General features: G+C 60.3%; 17 protein-coding genes. All 17 read right to left on the reverse strand.

The window, feature by feature from the left end; all coding sequences use genetic code 11:
- Window positions 1–21: 21 nt before the first annotated feature.
- The 17 genes from lpxC to mraZ all read right to left on the reverse strand — a co-directional run bounded on the left by lpxC (window position 22) and on the right by mraZ (window position 19,489).
- Window positions 22–939 carry a UDP-3-O-acyl-N-acetylglucosamine deacetylase gene (gene lpxC, locus HB633_RS20515; protein ID WP_056354678.1) on the reverse strand — a complete coding sequence of 306 codons (918 nt, stop codon included), beginning with the start codon at window positions 937–939 and terminating at the stop codon, window positions 22–24.
- A 351-nt stretch (window positions 940–1,290) separates the two neighbouring features.
- Window positions 1,291–1,794: a peroxiredoxin gene (locus HB633_RS20520; protein ID WP_213779998.1), complete on the reverse strand. Its 504-nt coding sequence runs from the start codon at window positions 1,792–1,794 to the stop codon at window positions 1,291–1,293.
- 257 nt (window positions 1,795–2,051) lie between these two features.
- Complete coding sequence (gene ftsZ / locus HB633_RS20525) at window positions 2,052–3,245, reverse strand: cell division protein FtsZ (protein ID WP_056354673.1); 1,194 nt, start codon at window positions 3,243–3,245, stop codon at window positions 2,052–2,054.
- 96 nt (window positions 3,246–3,341) lie between these two features.
- Window positions 3,342–4,574, reverse strand: coding sequence for a cell division protein FtsA (gene ftsA / locus HB633_RS20530; RefSeq protein WP_031360698.1), 1,233 nt, complete (start codon window positions 4,572–4,574; stop codon window positions 3,342–3,344).
- Between the two features lie 26 nt (window positions 4,575–4,600).
- Window positions 4,601–5,353, reverse strand: a complete 753-nt coding sequence (locus HB633_RS20535) for a cell division protein FtsQ/DivIB (protein WP_213779999.1) — start codon at window positions 5,351–5,353, stop codon at window positions 4,601–4,603.
- Window positions 5,354–5,363: 10 nt separating this feature from the next.
- Window positions 5,364–6,323 (reverse strand): D-alanine--D-alanine ligase, encoded by a 960-nt coding sequence (locus HB633_RS20540; protein WP_213780000.1) that lies wholly within the window; start codon window positions 6,321–6,323, stop codon window positions 5,364–5,366.
- The gene (gene murC / locus HB633_RS20545; protein WP_213780001.1) at window positions 6,320–7,732 is read right to left on the reverse strand and encodes a UDP-N-acetylmuramate--L-alanine ligase; all 1,413 of its coding nucleotides are present in this window, start codon (window positions 7,730–7,732) and stop codon (window positions 6,320–6,322) included. The genes HB633_RS20540 and murC overlap by 4 nt, the downstream gene beginning before the upstream one ends.
- A complete protein-coding gene (murG, locus tag HB633_RS20550; RefSeq protein WP_213780002.1) occupies window positions 7,729–8,874 on the reverse strand; it encodes an undecaprenyldiphospho-muramoylpentapeptide beta-N-acetylglucosaminyltransferase in 1,146 nt (381 codons plus the stop codon). The genes murC and murG overlap by 4 nt, the downstream gene beginning before the upstream one ends.
- A complete protein-coding gene (gene ftsW / locus HB633_RS20555) occupies window positions 8,871–10,199 on the reverse strand; it encodes a putative lipid II flippase FtsW (protein ID WP_213780003.1) in 1,329 nt (442 codons plus the stop codon). The genes murG and ftsW overlap by 4 nt, the downstream gene beginning before the upstream one ends.
- Window positions 10,196–11,722: a UDP-N-acetylmuramoyl-L-alanine--D-glutamate ligase gene (gene murD, locus HB633_RS20560; protein ID WP_213780004.1), complete on the reverse strand. Its 1,527-nt coding sequence runs from the start codon at window positions 11,720–11,722 to the stop codon at window positions 10,196–10,198. Before murD ends, ftsW begins: the two co-directional genes overlap by 4 nt.
- 30 nt (window positions 11,723–11,752) lie before the next feature.
- On the reverse strand, window positions 11,753–12,922 hold the full coding sequence (gene mraY, locus HB633_RS20565; RefSeq protein ID WP_056354651.1) for a phospho-N-acetylmuramoyl-pentapeptide-transferase: 1,170 nt from the start codon (window positions 12,920–12,922) through the stop codon (window positions 11,753–11,755).
- Between the two features lie 15 nt (window positions 12,923–12,937).
- Complete coding sequence (gene murF / locus HB633_RS20570; protein ID WP_213780005.1) at window positions 12,938–14,350, reverse strand: UDP-N-acetylmuramoyl-tripeptide--D-alanyl-D-alanine ligase; 1,413 nt, start codon at window positions 14,348–14,350, stop codon at window positions 12,938–12,940.
- Window positions 14,347–15,885: a UDP-N-acetylmuramoyl-L-alanyl-D-glutamate--2,6-diaminopimelate ligase gene (locus tag HB633_RS20575; protein WP_213780006.1), complete on the reverse strand. Its 1,539-nt coding sequence runs from the start codon at window positions 15,883–15,885 to the stop codon at window positions 14,347–14,349. Before HB633_RS20575 ends, murF begins: the two co-directional genes overlap by 4 nt.
- Complete coding sequence (locus HB633_RS20580; protein WP_213780007.1) at window positions 15,882–17,741, reverse strand: penicillin-binding protein 2; 1,860 nt, start codon at window positions 17,739–17,741, stop codon at window positions 15,882–15,884. The genes HB633_RS20575 and HB633_RS20580 overlap by 4 nt, the downstream gene beginning before the upstream one ends.
- A complete protein-coding gene (gene ftsL, locus HB633_RS20585; RefSeq protein WP_213780008.1) occupies window positions 17,738–18,082 on the reverse strand; it encodes a cell division protein FtsL in 345 nt (114 codons plus the stop codon). The genes HB633_RS20580 and ftsL overlap by 4 nt, the downstream gene beginning before the upstream one ends.
- Window positions 18,079–19,044, reverse strand: coding sequence for a 16S rRNA (cytosine(1402)-N(4))-methyltransferase RsmH (gene rsmH / locus HB633_RS20590; RefSeq protein WP_213780009.1), 966 nt, complete (start codon window positions 19,042–19,044; stop codon window positions 18,079–18,081). The genes ftsL and rsmH overlap by 4 nt, the downstream gene beginning before the upstream one ends.
- Before the next feature lie 16 nt (window positions 19,045–19,060).
- On the reverse strand, window positions 19,061–19,489 hold the full coding sequence (gene mraZ / locus HB633_RS20595; protein WP_062000341.1) for a division/cell wall cluster transcriptional repressor MraZ: 429 nt from the start codon (window positions 19,487–19,489) through the stop codon (window positions 19,061–19,063).
- Window positions 19,490–19,863 lie beyond the last annotated feature (374 nt).

The following is a 19,863-nucleotide window of genomic DNA, read 5'->3' on the forward strand; positions in this document are numbered from 1 at the left end:
CCACATTATTTCTCTGACTATTTACGCGAAAGCCGTTTGAGTATCGAAAGCGAAACCGCGAGGCGCCGCTTGCTTGTCTTCAAACGTGACGATCTCGTACGCGTCTTCGTGCGCCAGCAATTCACGCAGCAACATGTTATTCATTGCGTGACCGCCTTTATATGCCGCGTAAGACGCCAGCAACGGATGGCCGACTACGTAAAGGTCACCAATTGCGTCGAGCATCTTGTGCTTCACGAACTCGTCTTCATAGCGCAAACCGTCATTATTCAGAATACGATATTCGTCCAGAACAATGGCGTTATCCATGCTGCCGCCACGCGCCAGACCGAGTTCTCGCATCATTTCGACTTCATGCGCAAAACCAAACGTCCGTGCGCGGGCAATGTCCCGAACATACGACGTATGGGCAAAATCGACTTCAAGCGCCTGACCGGTTTTATCGACGGCCGGATGGCGGAAATCAATGGTGAACTTCAGTTTGAAGCCGAAATACGGATCGAGACGTGCGAACTTGTCGCCGTCGCGGATTTCAACCGGCTTCGTCACCTTGATGAATTTCTTGGCCGCGTTCTGTTCTTCAATACCCGCCGATTGAATCAGAAACACGAATGAAGCAGCACTGCCGTCCATGATCGGGATTTCTTCAGCCGTGACATCGACGTAGAGATTGTCGATACCCAGCCCCGCGCAAGCCGACATCAAATGTTCGATGGTCGAAACGCGCGCGCCGTCCTTCTGCAGAACAGAAGCCAGGCGCGTGTCGCCAATAGCCAATGCCGACGCCGGAATATCGACCGGTACAGGCAAGTCGATACGCGCAAAAACGATCCCGGTGTTCGCCGGTGCGGGCCGAAGCGTCAAATCCACCTTGCGGCCAGAGTGCAGGCCGATCCCGACAGTTTTGACGATGGTTTTAATGGTTCGCTGCTTCAACATGATTTTTTTCGCTTCGATTGTGACTCTCGATTGAGAGAATCAATCGTGAATTTGTATTCAATAGCGCGAAGTATACTCCAATCCCTTCGCGTCGTCCCGAGCGGGAACGTTGCAACTTGTTTCTCCCCGTTACTGCTTCGGCTCGGTACGTGAAAGCCAAATTCACGCGAAAGCAAATAGGGTCGGGCCGATGCCGGAATGGAGGCATTCCCGGACATCGGCGCCGCGTTACGGCTTTGTTGCGACTTGGTTATGCAGGTTGCAGAAGACACGCGATGACGTCTTTTCTTGTTGCGGCAATGCAACAAAACGCCGGGCGATCAGCCGTCAGCACAACATCGTTAAAACACATCAGCCCAACGTCGCGAGGACGCTTTCAGCATTGCTGACTTCAAACTTGCCGGGTGCTTCGACGTTCAGCGTCTTGACCACGCTGTTGTCGACCACCATGGCGTAGCGCTGGGAGCGAATTCCCATGCCACGTTCCGACAGATCCTGATCGAGGCCGAGTGCTCGAGTAAAACGCGCGCTGCCGTCAGCAATCATCTTCACCTTGCCCGAGGCTTGAAGATCGCGTCCCCACGCGCTCATCACGAACGCGTCGTTGACGGAGACACACCAGATTTCATCGATACCCGCCGCGGCCAGCTTCTCCGCATTGTCGATGAACCCCGGCACGTGCCTGGCGGAACAGGTAGGCGTGAACGCGCCGGGCAATCCGAAGATCACCACGCGCTTGCCCGCCGTCCGCTCGCGCACCGCGAAACCGTTCGGTCCCACGGCGCAGCCTTCCGTCGCCACATCGATAAATTCGTAGAGGCGCTCGTCCGGGAGCGTTTCACCTGTCTTGATCATTGATCGGCCTTTCACTGAGTCAGTGCTGAACACGCCAGCGATTCAAACTTTTTCCTGCCCGAAGACGCTTGTCCCACCGCTGCTTCACGTATCGATCTCATCCCAATATAGACGATGATGAACGTTATCGAAGCGGTCGCGCCGCCACAGTCCAGCATCCAGAAGACGCGGCCTGAAAACGAACGCAGAACAACCCATCTCCCGAAACTTTTGCCTATGGGCGCTTACATCAAAGCGAGACGCCCCGGCAAAACGCTTCAGTCGGCTTGCTTGCGCAAAAACGCCGGAATGTCATACGTATCCACACCCTTTTCCTGCAGCGCCTGCACGTGCGAAGCCGCGGTTTCACGCGACGAACGCCACACAGCCGGCGTATCCAGTGCGCCGTAGTCTGTACCGTTCGACTGCTGCGGCGCGTAGCTGTGCTGTGCATGTGCGATCGGCGCGTTATCCGTGCCGGTGCGCAGCAGCGTCATCGGTGCTGCTTGTTGTTTCTTCGCAGCGCGGCCAAGGCCCGTTGCAACCACCGTCACGCGCAATGCATCGCCCATGGCGTCGTCATAGACCGCACCGAAGATCACGGTCGCGTCTTCTGCAGCGTACGACTTGATCGTGTTCATCACTTCACGCGTTTCCGACAAACGCAGCGAACGGCTCGACGTGATGTTCACCAGCACGCCACGTGCGCCCGACAGGTCCACGCCTTCCAGCAGCGGGCTTGCGACCGCCTGTTCAGCAGCAAGACGCGCACGATCGACGCCGGCAACCGTCGCCGTGCCCATCATTGCCTTGCCTTGCTCGCCCATCACCGTCTTCACGTCTTCGAAGTCGACGTTGACCAGCCCGTCGACGTTGATGATTTCCGCGATGCCGGCAACAGCGTTGTTCAATACGTCGTCAGCGCACTGGAAGCACTTGTCCATCTCGGCGTCATCGCCCATCACCTCGAACAGCTTGTCGTTCAGAACGACGATCAGCGAGTCGACGTGATCCTCCAGTTGCTGCGATCCAGCTTCAGCCACGCGCATGCGGCGGCCACCTTCAAATTCGAACGGCTTGCTGACTACACCAACGGTGAGAATGCCCATTTCCTTCGCGATCTGAGCCACGACCGGCGCCGCACCCGTACCCGTGCCGCCACCCATGCCTGCGGTGATGAACACCATGTGCGCGCCGCGCAATGCATCGGCAATACGCTCGCGCGCATCTTCCGCTGCGGCACGGCCCATGTCCGGCTTGGCGCCAGCTCCAAGACCCGTGTTGCCCAACTGGATCACAGACGTTGCGCGCGAACGTGCGAGCGCCTGCGCGTCCGTATTCATCACGATGAAATCCACGCCCTGCACGCCGCGGTTGATCATGTGCTGTACTGCATTACCGCCTGCGCCACCAACACCCACGACCTTGATGATCGTTCCGTTGGTTTCCGTTTCCAGCATTTCGAAATCCATATTGCCTCCGTCAAGAATGAAAATCGGCGTTATTCGGCAAGAGATCGGGCAACCTCTTGTCGCGCGCCAGCCGCCGGCACCAGCGCGAATTTGTAATTAGAAATTCCCAAGGAACCAGTCTTTCATGCGTCCCAAAACCTGTCCCATCGATCCCGATTGCACCGCGACCTTGCGGCCGCGCATGCGTTGCGAACGGCCTTCGACGAGCAAGCCCATTGCGGTGGAATAACGCGGGTTGCGAACCACGTCCGCGAGACCGCCCGCGTATTCCGGCACGCCAATGCGCACCGGCTTCAGGAAAATGTCTTCGCCGAGTTCGACCATGCCGGGCATCATCGACGCGCCGCCGGTCAGCACCACGCCGCTACTGAGCAATTCTTCGTAGCCCGACTCGCGCACCACTTGTTGCACGAGCGAGAACAGTTCTTCCACGCGCGGTTCGACGACCGCGGCCAGCGCCTGACGCGACAACGTGCGCGGACCGCGCTCGCCGAGTCCCGGCACTTCGATCATTTCGTCCGGATCGGCGAGCGCCTGCTTCGCGATGCCGTAGCTCACCTTGATGTCTTCGGCATCGGGCGTCGGCGTGCGCAAGGCCATGGCCACGTCGCTCGTGATCTGGTCGCCGGCGATAGGAATCACCGCCGTATGACGAATCGCGCCTTCGCTGAAAATGGCGATGTCCGTGGTGCCGCCGCCGATATCGACGAGCACCACGCCCAGTTCCTTTTCGTCTTCCGTCAGCACCGCCAGCGACGAAGCCAGCGGTTGCAAAATCAGGTCGTTCACTTCGAGCCCGCAGCGGCGTACGCATTTCACGATGTTCTGCGCCGCGCTCACCGCGCCCGTCACGATATGCACCTTCACTTCCAGCCGGATGCCGCTCATGCCGATCGGCTCGCGCACATCTTCCTGACCGTCGATGATGAATTCCTGCGTGAGGATATGCAGCACCTGCTGATCGGTCGGGATGTTGATCGCCTTCGCAGTCTCGATCACGCGCGCCACGTCGGTCTGCGTGACTTCCTTGTCCTTGATCGCAACCATGCCGCTCGAATTGAAGCTGCGAATGTGGCTGCCGGCAATGCCGGTGAACACGTTCGTGATCTTGCAATCGGCCATCAGTTCGGCTTCTTCGAGCGCGCGCTGGATCGACTGGACGGTCGCCTCGATATTGACGACAACGCCCTTCTTCAATCCCTTCGAGTCGCTCTGTCCGAGCCCGATCACCTCGTAGTGGCCTTCGCCTTTCAACTCGGCGACGATCGCCACCACCTTCGACGTACCGATGTCGAGGGCGACCAGCAAGTCTTTGTAGTCTTTGCTCATAGCGTGCTCATTGCCTGTGTTGTCTCTTACTTCTTCGCTTTGTCGGTGTCGCTGATGAAGCGCATGCCGGCGGCCTTGATTGCGAAGCCGTTCGGATAGCGCAAATCCGCGTACTCGATGTCATTTCCCCACCGCCCCGTCACCGACGTCCACGCAGCCACGAACCGTTTGCTGCGATCGAACAACGTGTCCTGATTGCGCTCGCGTCCCAATTCGATCTGCGTGCCGTTCGAAAGCTTCACTGTCCACGCGTATCGCGGCGACAAGATGACTTCTTCCGGATGCGCATCGAGTGGCGCAAACCACTTCTCGAAATCGTGATACCGCGCAACGACTTCTTTCGCCGATCCCTCCGGCCCTTCGAACGCGGGCAAATCGTCGTCGAGTTCACCCTGGTTCGCCGTGAACAGATCGCCGTCCACGCTCACCAGTTGATCCGTGCCCCACGTACCGAGCGGCTTGAATTCTTCCAGCGTCACCGCCAGCGCATTCGGCCATACACGACGTACGCTCGCGTGACGCACCCACGGCATTTGTTCGAAAGCGGCGCGCGCTGCGTCGAGATCCACGGTGAAGAAGTTGCCCTTCAAATGACCGACCACGCTTGCGCGCACCGTCGGCGAATTGATGTGCAAGGTGTCGCCATCGATCTGGATTTCGCGCAGCCGAAATTCCGGCCGCTGGATCGCCCAATAACCGGCGGCACCGAGCAGCACGAACACGAGCAATACGTGCAGTGCGTTGGCCGTGAGGTTCATCTGGCGAGCGTTATTCCACATGTTCTTTACGTTAGTCCTGCAATGTCAGCGACAACACCTTCACCACCAGCTCCGTGTAGCTGATTCCCACTGCCCGCGCCGCCTTCGGCGGCAGCGAGTGATCCGTCATGCCGGGAGCCGTATTCACTTCCAGGAAATACGGATTGCCGTCAGCGTCCATCATGAAATCGGCGCGGCCCCAATCCGTGCAGCCGAGCACATCGAACGCGCGGCGGGAAAGCTGTTTCATGCGCGTTTCCTCAGCGGGAGTCAGGCCGCAGGGAATCGGGTACTGCGTGTCGTCGGCGATGTACTTCGCGTTGTAGTCGTAGAACTCGCCGGCCGGCACGATCTTGATAATCGGCAAATCCAGGTCGCCCGCGATACAACACGTGTATTCGCCGCCGCCTTCAATGCTCTTCTCGACGAGCACGATCTTGTCGAACTTCGCCGCTTCGATCAGCGCCGGCACCAGCGTTTCCGCGCTCTTCACCTTGATCACCGCGACGCTCGACCCTTCGCTCGCCGGCTTCACGAAAAGCGGCAGACCGAGCTTCGCAATGCTGCGCTGCGCCGCGTCTTCGTAATCGTCGCCGCGCAGCACGACTTCGAACGGCGGCGTAGGCACGCCCGTTTGTTGCCACACGAGCTTGGTGCGAAATTTGTCGAGACCGAGCGCCGAACCCAGCACGCCGCTGCCCGTGTACTTGATGCCGTAGAAATCGAGCGCGCCCTGCAACTGGCCGTTCTCGCCATACCCGCCATGCAACGCGATAAACACGCGCGAAAAGCCTTCCGACTTCAAGTCGGCGAGCGGCCGTTCGGCGGGATCGAACGGATGGGCATCGATACCTGCGTCACGCAGTCCTTGCAGCACGAGACGCCCCGAATTCAGCGATACCTCGCGTTCGGCCGTTTCCCCGCCAAGCAGCACGGCGACTTTGCCGAACACCTTCGGGTCGATTGCGGATGAACTCACGTTACTTGTCATTTCAAAACCTTCGAATCCTGAACTTGTGCGGTCAGCCGGCCGCACACGCCGCCGATAGAACCCGCGCCCATCGTTATCACTACGTCGCCGTTGCGTGCCAGTATGGCAATCGCATCCGGCATCTCATCCACGGTTTCCACGAACACCGGCTCCACTTTTCCCGCGACGCGAATGGCGCGAGCGAGCGCGCGGCCATCGGCGGCGACGATCGGCGCTTCGCCTGCTGCATACACTTCGGTGAGCACGAGGGCATCGACGGTCGACAGCACGCGCACGAAATCCTCGAAGCAATCGCGCGTACGCGTGAAGCGATGCGGCTGGAATGCGAGCACGAGGCGTCGATCAGGGAACGCGCCGCGCGCCGCTGCAACCGTCGCGGCCATCTCGACCGGGTGATGACCGTAGTCATCGATCAACGTGTACGCGCCGCCGTCCGCCGATTTCACTTTCACTTCGCCATAGCGTTGAAAACGCCGGCCCACGCCTGTGAATTCTTGCAACGCCCTCTGGATATCGGCATCGGCGACTTCAAGTTCAGTCGCAATTGCAATTGCCGCCAGCGCGTTCTGCACGTTGTGCGTGCCCGGCAGATTCAACACGATGTCCAGCGGCTTCGCGTCTTCGCGCAGCGTCGTGAAATGCATCTTGCCGTCGCGCGCTTCCACGTTCACCGCGCGCACTTGTGCTTCGGCGCCGAGGCCGTATCGGATGATCGGCTTCGAGACGAACGGCAGGATTTCGCGCACGTTCGGATCATCCACGCACAACACCGCGATTCCGTAGAACGGCAGTCGATGCGTGAACTCGATGAACGCCTGCTTCAGCCGCGCGAAGTCGTGGCCGTATGTGTCCATGTGATCGGCGTCGATGTTCGTGATGACTTCGATCACCGGGAAAAGATTGAGGAACGATGCGTCCGATTCATCGGCTTCAGCCACGATGAAATCGCCCGTTCCGAGCCGCGCATTCGCACCCGCGCTGATCAGACGGCCGCCGATCACAAACGTAGGATCGAGCCCGCCCGCGGCCAATACGCTTGCGACCAGCGACGTGGTCGTGGTCTTGCCATGGGTTCCGGCAATCGCGATGCCCTGTTTAAGCCGCATCAATTCCGCGAGCATCACCGCGCGCGGCACGATCGGAATCCGGCGATGACGCGCGGCCAGCACTTCGGGGTTATCGGAGCGAACAGCGGTCGATACGACCACGGCGTTCGCGCCATCGATATTCTCTTCACGATGCCCGATCGCCACGCGCGCGCCCAGCGTGGTCAATCGATCGGTCACGCCATTGCTCGCCAGGTCCGAGCCGCTGACCTGGTAGCCGAGATTGAGCAAGACCTCCGCGATGCCGCTCATTCCCGCGCCGCCGATGCCGACGAAGTGAATGTGTTTGACGATATGTTTCATGGCTGGATTTCCTTCGGCGCTTGAATCAGCGCGCTCAAGCCGGCTACATCGGCACAGACCCGGCCGACGCGTTCAGTTGCGTCGGGTTTCGCCAAGGTGCGAGCTTTCACCGCCATCTGGCTGAGCGTCTCGCGGGTCTGATCGCGCAACCATCCGGCGAGCTTTTCCGCCGACAAATCGCGCTGTTGTATCAAGTGAGCCGCACCCTCGTTGGCGAGGAATGCAGCGTTGGTTGTCTGGTGGTCATCGACTGCGAAGGGGAACGGCACGAACAACGCCGCCACGCCCACCGCCGCGATCTCCGATACGGTCATCGCGCCCGAGCGGCAGATCACGAGATCGGCAGCGGCGTACGCGCTCGCCATATCGTCGATGAACGGCACGAGCTGCACGTCTTCTTCCGAGGTCAAACCCGCTGCCGCGTAATTCGCCTTCAACGCATCGATGTGCTTTGCGCCCGCCTGATGCACGACGTGCGGACGCGTCGCCGGATCGAGCAACGCAAGCGCTTTCGGTACGGTTTCATTCAAAGCGGCTGCACCCAGACTGCCCCCGACGACCAGAACATTGAGACGCGCCTGAGGCTTCACATTCCGCGCGGCGTAGCGTTCTTTGGGTGACAGAGTCTCAGCAAGTTCCGCACGAATTGGATTTCCGGTCCATTCGGCGTTCGGCAGTGCATTCGGGAACGCGACCAGGACGCGCTTGGCAATATGTGCGAGCACCTTGTTCGCGAGTCCCGCGATGGAATTCTGTTCGTGCAGCACGAGCGGCGTGCCGCTCAGCTTCGACATCAAACCCGCGGGGAACGTGATGTATCCGCCCATGCCGAGCACGACGTCAGGCTTCACCGTGCGCAGCGCGCGCAGGCTTTGCGAGCACGCGCGCAGCAGGTTCACGGGCAGCATCAGCTTCGTCTTGAGGCCCTTGCCGCGCACGCCGCCAAAGCGCACGTATTCCATCGCGATGCCGTGCTTCGGCACGAGCGTCGCTTCCATGCCTGCTGCGTTGCCAAGCCACACCACACGCCAGCCACGCGCCTGCATCCAGTGAGCGACCGCGAGCCCCGGGAACACATGTCCCCCGGTGCCGCCGGCCATCACCATCAGCGTGCCTGCGCGATTCGACGCGGATGCCGTCATACCTTGCCTCCCCGCATCAGCACGCGATTTTCGTAGTCAACGCGCATCAGCACGGCGAGCGCTACACAGTTGAGCAAGATGCCCGAACCGCCGTAACTCACTAGCGGTAACGTCAGACCTTTGGTCGGCAACAGCCCGAGGTTCACGCCCATGTTGATGAACGTCTGCGCACCGAACCACAAGCCAATGCCTTTCGCCATCAGGCCGGCAAACGTGCGGTCGAGCGCAAGCGCCTGACGGCCGATTTCGAACGCGCGGCGCACGATCCAGTAGAACAGCAGGATCACGACGATCACGCCAACGAACCCGAGCTCTTCGCCGATCACCGCGAGGATGAAGTCGGTATGCGCTTCGGGAAGGTAGTTGAGCTTCTCTACACTGCCGCCCAGTCCCACGCCGAACCATTCGCCGCGACCAAACGCGATCAGCGAGTGCGTCAACTGATATGCCTTGCCTTGCGCGTATCGGTCATCCCACGGGTCGAGGTACGCGAAGATCCGCTCACGACGCCAGGGCGATGCCCAAACCAGCAACGCGAATGTGCCGACCGCAGTGGCAACCAGTCCGCCGAACAGCTTGGCGTTCACGCCGCCAAGGAACAGCACGCCCATTGCAATACACGCGATCACCATGAACGCGCCCATGTCCGGTTCGAGCAGCAACAACGCGCCGACGAAGCCGACCGCAACTGCCATCGGCAAGAAGCCGCGCCCGATGCTGTGCATGAACTCTTGCTTGCGCACCGTGTAGTTCGCCGCGTAGATGGTCACGGCGAGCTTCATGATTTCCGATGGCTGCATGTTCGTGATGCCAAGCGGAATCCAGCGGCGCGCGCCGTTCACGCCCTTGCCGATATGCGGAATCAGTACGATCACGAGCAGGAACAACGAAGCCAGGAAGAATTTCCCGGCGTACTTGTCCCACGTCGAAACGGGAATCTTGAACGCGATGATCGACGCGACAACCGCCGTTGCGATCGATACGAGATGGCGCACGAGGAAGAAGTAATCGCGGTATTGCGCGTACTTGGGCGAATCCGGCATGGCGATGGAAGCCGAATACACCATGACAATGCCAAGCCCGAGCAAAGCGATGGTGACCCACAACAGCGAATAATCGTAGTCAAGCATGCGCGAGCGCGCCGGCTTCACGCCATTCACTGCACTCGAAATGCCGCTGGCCTTCTCCGCGACGCGTGCGCCGAGGCCGCCGAGCGCGCCCACGCCGGCCACGCGCGATGTACGTCCGCCAAGCGACGCGCTGTCGTTAGCAACGGCGTTGCGTTGTCCTGTCAGCTTCGAGCCAAAACGTTCGGACCAGCTCATAGCATCACCCCCCGGTCTGCAGCAATATCAGCCACCGCTTGCCGGAAAACATCCGCGCGATGTGCATAGTTCTTGAACATGTCGAAACTCGCGCACGCTGGCGAGAGCAACACGGCGTCGCCGGGTTGGGCGAGTTGTGCCGCCGCTTGCGTCGCGGCTTCGAGTGTTACGTGGTCGTGCAGCGGCACGTTCGTGTTTGCCAGCGCTTCACGAATTTGCGGCGCATCACGCCCGATCAGCATCACCGCGCGGCACCAGCGTTCGACCGGCGCTTCGAGCGGCGAAAAGTCCTGGCCTTTGCCATCGCCGCCGGCGATCAGCACTGACTTCTGCGCGAGACCATCCAGCGCCGCGACGGTTGCGCCAACGTTCGTGCCTTTGCTGTCATCGACGAAATCGATGCCGTCGATCTGCCCGATCACTTCCACGCGATGCGGCTCGCCCTTGTACTCACGCAAGCCGTGCAGCAACGACGCCAGCGGCAAGTCCACCGCGCGCGCCAGCGCCAGCGCGGCCAGTGCATTCGCCGCGTTGTGCAGGCCGCGAACGCGCAATGCATCGACTGGCATCAGGCGCTTTGAATACACGTTCGGCTCGGCGGCGGCATCGCTTTTACGACGGCGCGTGGGCGCGGGTTCATCGCTGAGATCGCGGTCGTGGCCTTGCGCCAGCCACGCGATGCCGTTCTCGCGCAACAAGCCGAAATCGCCGAGACGCGCCGGTTCATTGAGCCCGAACGTCACGACCTTCGCCGCAATTCCTGAAACCGGAAGCCCGGACGCCAGCGCCATGGTCCGCGCGTCATCACGATTCAACACGCGAACCGTTTTCTCACCGAAGATGCGGCCCTTCGCGGCGGCATACGCGTCGAGCCCGCCATGCCAGTCCAGATGGTCCTGCGTAATGTTCAGCACGGCAGCAGCGTCCGGCGCGAACGAGTGTGCCGTCTCAAGCTGAAAACTCGACAACTCCAGCACCCAGACATCGGGCAGCGCGGTGTTGTCGATTGCTTCGCTGAGCTTGTCCAGCATGGCCGGGCTGATGTTTCCCGCCACCGCCACGGTCTTGCCGGCACGCTCGCACAACAACCCCGTCATGGCAGTCGTCGTGGTCTTGCCGTTGGTGCCCGTAATGGCAATCACCTTCGGCGTGTAGCCGTTCGCGCCAAGCGACTTCAACGCTTGCGCGAACAATTCCAGCTCGCCCCACACAGGGACGCCGCGTTCCCGCGCGGCGTCAAGGAGCGGCCTCAAATCATCAGCCAGAGGCGACAGTCCCGGGCTGATTGCAACAATTTCGATCCCGCCATCGAGCAGCGCCGGCGTGAATTCACCGCCGACAAAATCCGCATCGATGCCATGCACAGCGAGTTCCGACAAATTCGGCGGCGTGGCGCGGGTATCGGCCACGCGCAGACGGCACCCGTGACGCGCGCACCAGCGCGTCATTGCGAGACCGGATTCACCGAGTCCCAGCACAAGCACCATCGGACTTTGCCGATCGAAGAACTTCTCGCCAAACATCGCTTTACCTTTTTCCCTGAACAACCCGAATCAACGCAGCTTCAGCGTCGACAAACCAAACAGACACAACATCAGCGTGATGATCCAGAAGCGCACGACGACCTGCGTTTCCTTCCATCCCGACAACTCGAAATGGTGATGCAGCGGCGCCATCTTGAAGATGCGCCGCCCTTCGCCAAAGCGTTTTTTCGTGTACTTGAAATAGGTCACTTGCATCATCACGGACAGTGTTTCCGCGACGAACACACCTCCCATGATGAACAGCACGACTTCCTGCCGCACGATCACAGCGATGGTCCCAAGCGCGCCGCCGAGCGCGAGCGCGCCGACGTCGCCCATGAAGACCTGTGCGGGGTGCGTGTTGTACCAGAGAAATGCGAGTCCGGCGCCACCCATTGCAGAACAAAAAATAAGTAATTCGCCGGCGCCAGGAATGTGTGGGAACAACAAGTATTTCGAGTACACCGAGCTGCCCATCACATAGGCAAACGCGCCAAGCGATGCACCGACCAGAACCACCGGCATGATCACGAGACCATCGAGGCCATCGGTGAGATTCACCGCATTGCTCGACCCGACGATCACGAGATACGTCATCGCGATAAAGCCCCACGTGCCAAGCGGATAGCTGATCGATTTGAGGAACGGCAGCATCAGGTCGGCGCGCGCGGGCAAGCCCATCGATAAACCGCTTCGCACCCACGCCATGAACAGGTCGAACACGCGCGCGTTGTTCGCCTCGGACACGCTGAACGCGAGATACACGGCGGCAAACAAGCCGATCGCCGATTGCCAGAAGTACTTTTCGCGCGACGACATGCCGCGCGGGTCCTTGTGCACGACCTTGCGGTAATCATCGACCCAACCGATCACACCGTAACCGAACGTGACGAGCATCACGATCCATACGAATCGATTGGCCAGATCGGCCCACAGCAAAGTCGAAAACGCGATGCCCAGCAGAATCAGCACACCACCCATGGTCGGTGTGCCCGACTTCACCAAATGGGTTTGCGGACCGTTCGTGCGCACGGCCTGACCGACTTTCAGCTGCGTCAATTTGCGGATCACCCACGGGCCGCAAACGAGACCGACGAACAACGCCGTGATCGTCGCGCCGACTGCGCGGAACGTGAGGTAGGTAAACACGCGCAGAAAACTGGCGTCATTCTGAAGCCATTGCGCGAGTGCGAGTAGCATGCTGGACCTTCTTCTTCAGTGCACAGCAGGCGTAGCGCCCGCTGCGGGTTGGTGTGGACTCGTCACGGCGTCCACCACGCGCTCCATCTGCATGAAGCGCGAGCCTTTCACGAGAAACGTGGCGCCGGGTCCGAAGCCCGCGCCGGTGAGTGCTGCAATGAGTGAGGAAATATCAGTGAAATGCTGTCCTGCCGGGCCGAAGGATTTCGCGGCGTCAGTGCTTGCATCGCCAAGTGCGAAGAGCACATCAATTTTCTGTTGCGCCGCATACGCACCCACTTCACGATGAAACGCCGGACCTTGATCGCCAACTTCACCCATGTCGCCCATCACGAGCACACGCGGCGAAGCTTGCGAAGCGAGCACGTCGATGGCCGCGCGCATGGAATCGGGATTCGAGTTGTACGTATCGTCGATAACCGTCGCGCCTTCAATTGGCTTCACCGCCGCGCGCTTCACTTGCAAACGGCCTTTCACCGGCTCGAATGCTTCGAGTCCGCGCTTGATGGCATCGAGTGAGACGTTTGCTGCAAGCGCTGCTGCCGTTGCCGCCAGAGCGTTACGCGCGTTGTGATCGCCGAGGACTTGCAATGCGACTTCCGTTGCGCCCTCCGGCGTTGTGATGTGCAGCTTCGCGCCAGCCAGCTTGCCGGTCACCGCAGCCTGCGTTTGCGAAGCGTCCGTGTGCAGCGCGAAATCCAGGATCGGATTGCCAGTCGCGGCGACGCGCCAGATGCTCGCGTATTTGTCATCCGCGGGGAAAACGGCCGTTCCGTTCGCGCCAAGTGCGTGAATCACGGACGCATGTTCCAGCGCGACTGCTTCGACCGTTGCCATGAATTCCTGATGCTCGCGCTGCGCGTTGTTCACGACAGCGACCGTTGGCGCGGCGATCTTGCCGAGCGTTTCGGTTTCGCCCGGATGATTCATGCCGAGTTCGATCACGGCCAGCTTGTGGGTTTCGTTCAGACGGAACAGCGTCAACGGCAAGCCGATGTCGTTGTTGAAATTTCCCGCCGTCGCAAGCCGCGCGCTTTCGCCCACAGCCGCCGCGAAAATCGACGAGATCATTTCCTTGACCGTAGTTTTGCCGTTGCTGCCGGTCACGGCAATCAGCGGAATCGTAAAGCGTTTGCGCCAGCCGTGCGCCAGCGCACCGAGCGCGATACGCGTGTCCTTTACCTTGATGGCTGGCGCTGCAAAGTCGTCGGGCAAACGCGAAGCGAGCACGGCGGCAACGCCACGTTGCGCGACTTGCGGCAGAAAATTGTGGGCATCGAATCGATCGCCCTTGATCGCGATAAACAGATCGCCCGGACCGGCCGTACGGCTGTCCGTGGATACACGATCGAACGCGATGTTTTCGTCACCTATAACGATCGCGCCGGGAATTTCCAGGGCTGCATCGCGCAATGTAAATAGCGTCATTCACCACCTCCGCGCGCTTGCGTGGCGCGAGCGGCGAGAGCCAGGCGCGCATGATCCTGGTCGGAGAACGCGCGCTTCTTGCCCATGATTTCCTGCGTGGCTTCGTGGCCTTTTCCGGCCAGCACGACCACGTCCTCGCGAGCCGCCGTGCGGACCGCCTGAAGAATCGCGCTCGCGCGGTCTTCAATGCGGCGCGCCCTGGTCGCGTCCTGAAAGCCTGCGGCAATCTGATCGATGATCGCGAGCGGATCTTCGCTGCGCGGGTTATCGCTCGTGATCACCACATGATCCGAATTCTTTTCCGCGATGCCACCCATCAGCGGACGCTTGGTTGCATCGCGATCACCGCCGCAACCGAACATGCAGATCAGCTGACCGCCGCGTGCTTGCGCAATGGGACGCAGTGCTTCAAGCGTTTTTTCGAGCGCGTCCGGCGTATGCGCGTAATCGATCACGACGAGAGGCTCGTCGTTCTGCAAGCGGCCGCCGAGACGCTGCATGCGGCCGTTCACCGGTTCGAGCTTTGCGATCTGTGCGAGCGCGGCATCGAGTGGGACATGCGCGGCCAGCAATGCGCCCAGGACGCCGAGCAAATTGCTGACGTTGAATTCGCCGAGCGTCGCGACTTCCACGTCGGCATTGCCCCAATCGGAACTCACGTGAAACGCCGTTCCCGTTGCGGTCGCGCGCACGCGGCTTGCGATCAGCGACGCATCGGCTTTCACGTTCGTCACGTCCGATGCACCTTCAATGCCATAAGCAATCGTTCGCGTGCGGCCGTGACATGCGGCGATCAGGCGTTGACCGGCGGCATCGTCGCGATTGATGACGGCCGCTTTCAGTGCCGGCCACGCGAACAGCTTCGCCTTCGCGCCTTCGTATGCGGCGAACGTGCCGTGATAGTCGAGGTGGTCCTGCGTGAGATTCGTGAAGATGGCGATGTCGAATTTCGTGCCGTTCGCGCGTCCCTGATGCAACGCGTGCGACGACACTTCCATGGCGACACCCTTCGCGCCTTCCGCCTTGAATTGCGCGAACGTGCGTTGCAATTGCGGCGCGTCGGGCGTGGTGAAACCAGAGTGCACGAGCTTGCCCGGCATGCCGCTGCCAAGCGTGCCGATCACCGCAGTCGGCGTGCCCAGCGCGGACAGCGCCGTTGCAAGCCACTGGCTGCACGACGTCTTGCCGTTCGTTCCGGTTACGCCCACGACGAGCATGGATTCAGTCGGCTCGCCATACCATGCCGATGCTATCGGCCCGGCCAATTCGTTCAGCGCCTTGACGGCAAATGAACGCGATGCGTCCGGCTTGCCCGCAAAGTTCTCCGGCTGATACAGCACGCCAGCGGCGCCATTTTGCAAGGCAGCATCGATATGCGGACGGCTGTCGGCACCATCAACGGCATAAGCGAAAAACACATCGCCGGGTTTGAGCGAACGCGAGTCGGCGTGCAGTTGTGCACCGGCATCGGCGTGCGCGCGCAACCACTCGACCGCCTTCGCGATCTGCGCCTGTTGCTTGATCAAGTCGCTCATCGAACGACTCCCGGATGCGTTTTCGTATTCGCCGATACCTTCAGCTTCTTCGGCGGATTCGTCGTCGTCGCGTTCGGCTTCTTGATGTCGGTTGCGGGCGTGCCGGACGCGGGGTCGTCAGAGACGACCATCTGCTTCACGGCCATGTCGGGCGGAACATTCAGCGAACGCAACGTATCCCCGACGATCGCGGAGAACACCGGACCCGAAACCTGACCGCCGAAGTGACTGCCGGCCGTAGGTTCATCGACGGAAACCGCCACCACGATGCGCGGATTCGGCATCGGACCCATGCCGACGAACGACGCGCGGTATTTGGATTTATCGTAGCCGCGGCCCGCGTGTTTATAAGCCGTACCTGACTTCCCACCCACGCGATAACCCGGCACAGCCGCATCCGGCGACGTGCCGCCCTTCGCCGTCACGGTCTCGAGCATGGCGCGCACTTCACGCGCGGTGGTCGGCGCAAACACTTGAGGGCCGGTCACGGCTGAATCGCCCGGCGTGCGGAAAATGGAGACCGGCAGCACTTGCCCGTCATGCGCGATAGCCGTGTAAGCGCGCGCCAACTGGAACAAAGAAGCCGACAAACCATAGCCGTACGACATGGTCGCCTGTTCGATCCGGCGCCAGCTTTTCCACGGCCGCAGACGTCCGGACACGGCGCCCGGAAATCCCACTTTCGGCGCTTGCCCGAGCCCGATGCTCGTGTACATGTTCCACATCTCTTCCGGCTTCAACTGCATCGCAATCTTGGTCGCGCCGATGTTGCTCGACTTCTGGATCACGCCACCCACGGTGAGCGTGCCGAAGCCCGAATCGTCGGTAATACGCGCACCGTCGAGCACGAACTGGCCGTTGCCCGTTTCGACCAGCGTGTTCGGCGTCACCCGATGCAGATCGAGCGCGAGCGATACCGTGAACGGCTTCATGATCGAGCCCGGCTCGAACGTGTCCGTCATGATGCGGTTGCGCAATTGCTCGCCGGTCATGCGCGAGCGGTCGTTCGGGTTGTAGGTCGGATAGTTGACGAGCGCGAGCACTTCGCCCGTCTTCACGTCGATAACAATGGCCGCGCCCGCTTTCGCCTTGAACTTCTCGACGGCCGCTTTCAGGTTCGTATAAGCGATGTACTGGATCTTGCTGTCGATCGACAGATCCACGTCTTCGCCGTTATGCGGCACGACCTGTTCATCGACGTCCTCGACGATATGTCCCATCCGGTCCTTGATCACGCGGCGCATGCCCGGCGTTCCGGCGAGAATGCCCTGATCGCCCAGCTCGACGCCTTCCTGACCTTTGTCTTCAATATTAGTAAAGCCGATCAGATGCGCCGTGATCTCGCCTTCCGGATAAAACCGCTTGTATTCGCCGCGCGTGTAAATGCCCGGGATATCCAGCGCAGCGACTTTCTGCGCGACTTCCATGGGCACCTGGCGCTTCACGTAGACGAAGGTCTTGTCCATCGACAATTTGGAACGCAATTCCTTCGGCGACATCTCGAGCAGCGTGGAAAGCTGGCCGAGCTTGTCCGCGCCGAGGTCGTCGGGAACGGCTTCGGGAATTGCCCAGATGGCCTTTACGGGAAGGCTGGTCGCAAGCACGAGGCCGTTACGGTCCTTGATCTGGCCGCGCGTGGCCGGCAGTTCGAGCGTGCGTTGATAGCGGCTCTCGCCTTGTTTCTTGAAGAACGCGTTGCCCGGACCCTGAATCCAGAACGCACGCCCGGCAAGCGCGACGAACGCCATGAACAGCAGGAATACGACGAGCTTCGAGCGCCACATTGGCAGGCGCACGGAGAGAATGGGATTTGGCGTGAAGGCGACGCCCTTGTTTTTCTTTGGCGTGGGTTTCATCGTTTCACCCCGCGTGCGGGAGGCGCCGACGCCGGCACGGGCGCGGGCAACGGCGCATCCGTAGCCTTCGATGTCGCCGGGTCATAGTTCAAATATTGCGTGCGGCCCGTCGTGACGGGCTGCATTTTCAGGGATGTAATAGCCAACTGCTCGATACGCGAGGTTTTGGACAACGCGCTCTGCTGATATTGAAGCTGGGAAAAATCCTGCTGCAGCTGACGCTCTTGCGACTGCGCCCGCTGCACATTGATAAAAATCTGCCGCTGCTTGTTCGACGAGCTCACCGCCGACAACGCGCAGCCCAGCACGACGATCAGCAGGAAGATATTCAGACGGTTCATGGCGCCGTCTGCTCAGTGACGCGTTCGGCGATCCGCATGACTGCGGAACGCGCGCGCGGGTTGGCCGCAACTTCGGCTTCGGAAGCGAATACACGACCAAGCAACTTGAGCGGTGGCGTGGGAATGTCAGCGGCGCGAATGGGCAGGCGGCGATCGATCGCAGGCCCGCTTGCGTGGGCCTGCATGAAACGCTTGACGATCCGGTCCTCGAGCGAATGAAAGCTGATCACGACGAGGCGCCCCCCTTGCTCCAACAACGCCAATGCTGCGTCCAGAACTACTTGCAGCTCCGCAAGCTCTTGATTGATGTGAATCCGTATAGCCTGAAAGGTGCGGGTTGCCGGATCCTTGCCCTTCTCACGGGTTTTGACGACGTGACCCACGATTTGGGCAAGCTCGCCCGTGCTGACGAGAGGCCCAAGACGGTCGGACTCTGCCCGGCGAGCAACAAGCGCCTTTGCAATCTGAAAAGCAAACCGTTCTTCCCCATAATCTCTGATCACCTCCGTCAATTCCTGCACCGTTGCCCGCGCCAGCCAGTCCGCTGCGGATTCGCCGCGGCTCGGGTCCATCCGCATGTCGAGCGGGCCATCAGCCCTGAAACTGAAGCCGCGATCCGGGTCGTCCACTTGTGGCGACGACACACCCAGATCCAGCAACACGCCCGACACTTTCCCAACTCCTCGCTCGGCTGCGGCATCGGCTAACGAGGCGAAACTCTCATGCACGATCGAAAACCGCGAATCCTGAATCTGCTCTGCCGTGGCAATGGCCAGCGGGTCTTTGTCGAAAGCGATCAGCCGGCCGGTTTCACCCAGCTTCGTCAACACGAGCCGGCTATGACCGCCTCGCCCGAACGTGCCATCTATATAAGTACCGTCAACACGCGTAATCAGCGCATTGACCGCTTCATCCAGCAGCACCGTGCGATGCTGCAACTCGTTTTTCATCGCAGGGGCCATGTTCTTTAGCTCTGCGTCAAAACGTGAAATTCTTCAGCGCGTCGGGCATGCCTTGCGCCATTGCTGCTTTTTCCTTCTCGGCGTATGTAGCCGCGTCCCACACTTCCAGGTAATTACCCATTCCAAGCAATGTCACTTCTTTAGCGAGCGTGGCCGCAGCCCGCAATTCCGGCGATACCAGCACGCGCCCGGCGCTGTCGAGTTCGACATCCATGGCGTTGCCAAGATAGATGCGGCGAACCCAGATTGCGTCCATGGGGAGTGCAGCGATTTTCGAACGGAAGATTTCCCACTCCGGGCGAGGAAAGAGCAACAGGCATCCATCCGGGCTCTTGGTGAGCGTGACCCGGCCTTCTGCCTGTCCTTGCAGCGCGTCGCGATAGCGAGACGGGACGGACATCCGTCCTTTCGCATCGAGCGATAGCGCTGAAGCCCCTTGGAACACTCGCCCTCTCCTCTTCGCGCCCGGTGGCGCGCAGCGAACTTTGTTGGAATATTGCCTGAAAGTGTCCTTTGACTCACACAAAAATACACTTTCTCACACCATTTCCCACTGTAGAGGAAGGCATTTCGCCGGTCAATACGATCCGGCATTTTTTGACTAAATTTGTTTGCTAGAACAATGACTTAGCGCAGACCGCTAAAGTAGGCTGATTTCTTGAAAACCGTTATGAATGAATGAGGTAGTGAAGAATGTGAAGGTACTACGTGAATTGAGGTGGGAGAGTGGGGAGAAGATTTCGATGCTCAAAGCCGCGAAGAAGGGAATTACGGGCCAGATTGAGCGCAGATCGGTGCAGAAGGTTGCAAACGCCTCTC

This window comes from Caballeronia sp. dw_276 (assembly GCF_018449635.1).
GTDB lineage: Bacteria > Pseudomonadota > Gammaproteobacteria > Burkholderiales > Burkholderiaceae > Caballeronia.

Bases quoted from the DNA above. Each gene is read 5' to 3' on its own strand.
- lpxC (WP_056354678.1), bottom strand. From the start codon at position 939: ATGTTGAAGCAGCGAACCATTAAAACCATCGTCAAAACTGTCGGGATC.
- HB633_RS20520 (WP_213779998.1), bottom strand. From the start codon at position 1,794: ATGATCAAGACAGGTGAAACGCTCCCGGACGAGCGCCTCTACGAATTT.
- ftsZ (WP_056354673.1), bottom strand. From the start codon at position 3,245: ATGGATTTCGAAATGCTGGAAACGGAAACCAACGGAACGATCATCAAG.
- ftsA (WP_031360698.1), bottom strand. From the start codon at position 4,574: ATGAGCAAAGACTACAAAGACTTGCTGGTCGCCCTCGACATCGGTACG.
- HB633_RS20535 (WP_213779999.1), bottom strand. From the start codon at position 5,353: ATGTGGAATAACGCTCGCCAGATGAACCTCACGGCCAACGCACTGCAC.
- HB633_RS20540 (WP_213780000.1), bottom strand. From the start codon at position 6,323: ATGACAAGTAACGTGAGTTCATCCGCAATCGACCCGAAGGTGTTCGGC.
- murC (WP_213780001.1), bottom strand. From the start codon at position 7,732: ATGAAACATATCGTCAAACACATTCACTTCGTCGGCATCGGCGGCGCG.
- murG (WP_213780002.1), bottom strand. From the start codon at position 8,874: ATGACGGCATCCGCGTCGAATCGCGCAGGCACGCTGATGGTGATGGCC.
- ftsW (WP_213780003.1), bottom strand. From the start codon at position 10,199: ATGAGCTGGTCCGAACGTTTTGGCTCGAAGCTGACAGGACAACGCAAC.
- murD (WP_213780004.1), bottom strand. From the start codon at position 11,722: ATGTTTGGCGAGAAGTTCTTCGATCGGCAAAGTCCGATGGTGCTTGTG.
- mraY (WP_056354651.1), bottom strand. From the start codon at position 12,922: ATGCTACTCGCACTCGCGCAATGGCTTCAGAATGACGCCAGTTTTCTG.
- murF (WP_213780005.1), bottom strand. From the start codon at position 14,350: ATGACGCTATTTACATTGCGCGATGCAGCCCTGGAAATTCCCGGCGCG.
- HB633_RS20575 (WP_213780006.1), bottom strand. From the start codon at position 15,885: ATGAGCGACTTGATCAAGCAACAGGCGCAGATCGCGAAGGCGGTCGAG.
- HB633_RS20580 (WP_213780007.1), bottom strand. From the start codon at position 17,741: ATGAAACCCACGCCAAAGAAAAACAAGGGCGTCGCCTTCACGCCAAAT.
- ftsL (WP_213780008.1), bottom strand. From the start codon at position 18,082: ATGAACCGTCTGAATATCTTCCTGCTGATCGTCGTGCTGGGCTGCGCG.
- rsmH (WP_213780009.1), bottom strand. From the start codon at position 19,044: ATGGCCCCTGCGATGAAAAACGAGTTGCAGCATCGCACGGTGCTGCTG.